The organism is Acidobacteriota bacterium (genome assembly GCA_003696075.1).
Classification (GTDB): domain Bacteria; phylum Acidobacteriota; class Polarisedimenticolia; order J045; family J045; genus J045.
The window spans coordinates 1-4,356 of sequence record RFHH01000199.1 but is presented as its reverse complement, the minus strand read 5'-3'; the positions used below and the strand labels follow the sequence as shown (position 1 = coordinate 4,356).

At 76.4% G+C, this 4,356-nt stretch carries 5 protein-coding genes; 2 read left to right on the top strand and 3 right to left on the bottom strand.

Translation table 11 applies throughout. The annotated features are described in order from the left end of the window. Both D6718_12950 and D6718_12945 read left to right on the top strand, forming a co-directional pair. Positions 1-400: 23S rRNA (uracil-5-)-methyltransferase RumA (locus D6718_12950; GenBank protein ID RMG43128.1), on the top strand; the 400-nt coding region annotated here is incomplete at its 5' end. Beyond that, positions 397-1,935 carry a hypothetical protein gene (locus D6718_12945; GenBank protein ID RMG43127.1) on the top strand — a complete coding sequence of 513 codons (1,539 nt, stop codon included), beginning with the start codon at positions 397-399 and terminating at the stop codon, positions 1,933-1,935. The genes D6718_12950 and D6718_12945, both read left to right, overlap by 4 nt. 187 nt (positions 1,936-2,122) lie before the next feature. Here the strand turns inward: D6718_12945 and D6718_12940 are convergent, their stop codons facing one another. From D6718_12940 to tmk, 3 genes are all read right to left on the bottom strand, one after another. Continuing rightward, positions 2,123-2,401 (bottom strand): DUF3467 domain-containing protein, encoded by a 279-nt coding sequence (locus tag D6718_12940; GenBank protein RMG43126.1) that lies wholly within the window; start codon positions 2,399-2,401, stop codon positions 2,123-2,125. Between the two features lie 64 nt (positions 2,402-2,465). Beyond that, positions 2,466-3,503, bottom strand: a complete 1,038-nt coding sequence (locus D6718_12935) for a hypothetical protein (GenBank protein RMG43125.1) — start codon at positions 3,501-3,503, stop codon at positions 2,466-2,468. Then, positions 3,500-4,165 carry a dTMP kinase gene (gene tmk, locus D6718_12930; protein ID RMG43124.1) on the bottom strand — a complete coding sequence of 222 codons (666 nt, stop codon included), beginning with the start codon at positions 4,163-4,165 and terminating at the stop codon, positions 3,500-3,502. The genes D6718_12935 and tmk overlap by 4 nt, the downstream gene beginning before the upstream one ends. Between the last annotated feature and the right edge of the window lie 191 nt (positions 4,166-4,356).

Below are 4,356 nucleotides of genomic sequence, written 5' to 3'. Positions count from 1 at the left end.
GGGGGAGGGCGGGGAGATCGTCGCGGTGGAGCGCGACGCCGGCGCCGTCCGCACGGGGCGCGGCCTCGCGCGCCGCGCACCGCGGCCGCGCGTCCGGTTCATCGCCGGGGACGTGGGCCGGACCCTCGAGAGGCTTCTCGCCGGTGGGGAGCGGTTCGACGCCGTGGTGGCGAACCCGCCCCGAGCAGGTCTCGATCGCGACGTGCCCGCCCGTTTGGCCCGCCTCGCCCCCGGGCGCCTCGTGCTCGTGTCGTGCCATCCGGCGACGCTCGCGCGCGATCTCGCCCGGCTGGCGGAGCAGGGGTTCCGCGCGCAGGCGGTCGCGGCCGTCGACATGTTCCCACAGACCGCACACCTCGAACTCGTGGCGCGCCTGGCGCCGCCCGGGGAGGAACGTTGAGGCGAGGGCCGGCGGTTCTCGCTCGGTGGGCGCTGGCCGTGTTGCTCGCGGCGGCGCCGGCGCGCGCTTCGTGTCCCACCGACCCCGTGGTGCGCGGAGGCGAGGAGCGAGCCGACCTGCCGGCCGTTCTCGCGGCAGGCTTCGCGTCGGACGAGCCCGACTGCCGCGTCGAGGCCTTCCTGCTGGCGGGCGCGCTGGCCGACACGGCGGGCCCTTGCGGGTGGAGGGACGGTGTCGAGGCGCTGGCGCCCCGGGATCCGGCGGGGCAGGCGCTGCTCGCCGCGTTCGCGTGGCGCTGCGGCTGGCCGGAGCTGGCCGCGGGGGCGGCGCGGCGGGCCGCGAGGGCCGATCCGTCGGCGGAACTCGCCTGGCGCGTGCTCGGCCAGTACTTGGCCTCCCGGTGGCGGCCGGAGGCGGCGCGGGCCGCCCTCCGGCGCGCACTCGAGCTCGACCCCTCCGATCCGACCGCGCTCTGGTACGCCGCCGAGGTGGCCGAGTCGCGGGCGGAACGGCTCCGGAAACTGGAGACCTACCTCGACGCGGGCGCGCGGCGGGGGGAGCCGCCGCCGCGGATCCGGGCAGCCGCCGACCAGATCGCCTTCCTCCACGCCCTCGGCGACCGCCCCGTGTGGCGGCGCGTGCGGTCCGACCTGCCGGCCGAGATCCCGCTCCTTCCGATCCCCGCGGGCCGGGGCCGGGTGGCGGGATGGCTCCTCCGCGCCGCGGTGGGGAAGCGGGCGCGGCTGCCGCTCCTGCTCGACAGCGGCGCCTCCGGGCTCCACCTGGACGCGCGGGCGGCCCGCTCGGCCGGGATGGAGGAGCTGGCGCCGGGAACCCTGGTGGGGGGTGGGGGTCGCCGGGCGCACAGTGTCCGGCGCGGCCTCCTCTCCTCCCTCGACCTGGGCCCCCTTCGTTTCGAGGACGCGCTGGGGGTGGCGGCCGCGGGCGACCTCCATCCCCGCGGCCTGTACCGCGGCCTGATCGGATTCGACCTCTTCTCGGGCCTGGTGGCGGCGATCGACCCCCGGCACGGCCGCCTCCGGTTGGTCCGGGGCGAGAACGCCGAGCGGTCCCCCGACCCGCTGGCTCGCGAACCGGCGGTCGCCGGCCCCTCCGCCGTGCCGCTGTACCGGATCGAGGGACAGCTTCTCGCGCCCGTGACCATCGCCGCCGGGTCGTTCCGAAAGGCGGTGCTGGCCGTCGTCGACACCGGTGCGGCTCGGACGATCCTCTCGGAGACGGCGGCCGACGGGCTTCCCGGTCTGCGGCGCGCCGAGGCGGGCAGCGTGGCCGCCTACGGGGGAGTCCGGCGGCTGGCCGGCCGGCTCGCGCGGGTTCGGCTGGCGCTCGGCGGGACGGTCGTCGAACTCGAGGACGTACCGGTCCTGCGCGTCCCCGAGCGCGCCCGGATGACGGGCGTGGTGACGGGGGGCTTCATCGGGCTGGACGCGCTCGCCCGCCGCCCGTTCGCGCTCGATCTCGCGCGCGGCCTCCTGCTGTCGAGCGCTGGGGCGGCGGCGGGGGAAGGGGACTGAGCCGGCGCTCCGGCGCTCCCACGGGACGGCGCCCGCGACGGGGTGAGCGAAAAGCGCGGGCGGGCGGCTGGGTGCAGGCCCGGCGCGGCAGGCCGGCGGATCGCCCCGCACCGGGCGGGCGCCCGATTCCGCGGCCGGGCCCGGACGGCGGGCCGCCGGCGAGAGGCCGCGGGCGGGTGCGGAGCCGTCAGGCTTCCGCCCCGGGCCGGGGCGGACGGATCGGGCCGAAGCTCTGCTCGTAGCGGCCGAGGTTCTCCCTCAGCGTGTCGAGAAGCGCGGCGGCGTGGACGGGGGCGGTCACCACCCTCGAGACGATCTGCGGTCCCGGGGGGAGGTCCGACACGAAGTCGATGACGAACTCGTGAGGAGTGTGCGAGACGATCACCCGGTTGGCGTAGACGCCACGCCGGGTCTGGTCGTCGATCTTGACGCTCACGGCCGGCCGGTTGGGTCCTGGGGAGGACATGATCGGATCCCTCGCTCGCGGGCCCCTTCTCCGGGGCGGCGCGCCTCCGATCATAGCCCGGCGATCAGAGCGAGGAGATCCGCTCCGGGAGCCGGCCGGCCAGGGCCAGCACCGCCCCTTCGACGGCGAGTCTCGGGTTCCGGTTGATCGCGACGAGTTCGTAGCGGAGCCGTTCGACGGTGTCGATGGGCCGGAGCAGGGGGCCGGCGAGGCGGGCGGCCGTGCGGCCGAGCGCGCTCTCCGGCTCCCTGAGCGCGTCGCGCAGCATGCCGAGCAGGAAACGCAAGGCCGCCTCCGCCTCCTCGGCCGACCCGCCCAGATGCTGGGCCGCCTCGATCGCGACGGCACCGGGAGGTTCGCCCCGGTCGAGCCGGAGGAGCGCCCGTTCCCAGACCGAGGCGGTCTGCTGCAACCGGTCGAGATCGGCGGCCAGGGCCCGGCCCGGGCTCCCCTCGGCGACGCGGGCCCGCGCCACCGCCTCCTCGCGGGGCAGCCCCTTCGCGTCCAGCACCTCGATCAGGTCCTCATGCTCGAGCGGCCCGAAGCGGACGAGCTGGAGGCGCGACCGCACGGTGATCGGCAGCGCCGCTGGCACGGTGGTGACGAGGATGAGCACCCCGAAATCGGGCGGCTCCTCGAGTGTCTTCAACAGGGCGTTCAACCCCGCAGGCGTCATGCGCTCGGCCGGGTCGACGATGTAGATCCGCCGCGAGAGTTCGAACGGATGCTGGGAGAGGGAGAGCGCGATGTCGCGCGCCTGGAGGACCGAGATCCGCGTCCGCCGCGGCGGCACCGACACGAGACCTGCGTCGGGATAGACGCGCGGAGGCGCCGTCGCCGGAGCGTCGGCGCGCAGCGCCGTGACGTGATCGGCCTCCCCGATCCGCCGGCAGGCGCTGCACGCGCCGCAGGGCTCGCCGCCATCCGGCGACAGGCAGACCAAAGCCGCCGCGAACCCGAGGGCCGCCGTGCGCTTGCCCACCCCTTCCGGGCCGGCGAACAGGAGCGGCGGCACGGGCCCCCCGGAGGCGGCGAGCGCCTCGAGGCGCGATCGGGCGCGGCGCTGGCCCCTGAGGCGGGCGAGTGGAAGCCAATCGGTCATTCGACCCGGTCGAGGGGTGCGATCCCCGGGAAAAGGTCGCGCACCGCGCCGACGACGGCCTCGTGCACCTCGCGTGCGGGAGGGGACGCGTCCACGACGCACACGCGGGACGGCTCTCGTTCCGCGATGCGCAGGAATCCTTCCCGGACCCGGCGGAAGAAGGCGACGTCCTCCTCGTCGTAGCCCCGGGGCCTTCCCGGACGCGCCGCCGCTCGGGCAAGGCCGTCGCGCGGGTCGAGGTCGAGAAGGATCGTCCGATGGGGCCTCAGGTCGAGCGGCGGAAGGCGATGGAGGGCTTCGATCAGCCCGGGGTCGCGACCGCGACCGGCGCCCTGGTACGCGCGGGTGGAATCGAGAAACCGGTCGCACACGACGTGGCACCCGCGATCGAGCGCCGGCCGGATCACCGACTCCACGTGGTGCGCCCGGGCCGCCGCGTAGAGGTAGATCTCGGCAAGACCGAGCTCGCGCCACACCGTCGGATCGCGAAGGAGATCGCGGAGCGCCGGCCCCACTCGACCGGCTCCGCCGCCCGGCTCCCGCGTTTCGAGACAGGAGCCCCCCGCGCGGCGCATGGCACGCGCGAGGAGCCCCGCCTGCGTCGACTTGCCGGCTCCCTCGATCCCTTCGATCGTGATGAAGAACGCGTGGGCGCCGGACATCCGAGCCCTCCTGCGGCGCGCGCCGCGCCGGACCGGCGCCCCTCGCACCGGCGGGCGAGGATTATAGAATCGGCGCCCGATGGCGCCGCTCCCCGATCGCCGCCGACGCGAGCGACTGCGCCGCCGTGAGCGCGCGCTGCGGCGCGCCGGCTACTCGCGCGTCGCGGGCACCGACGAGGCCGGTGTGGGCC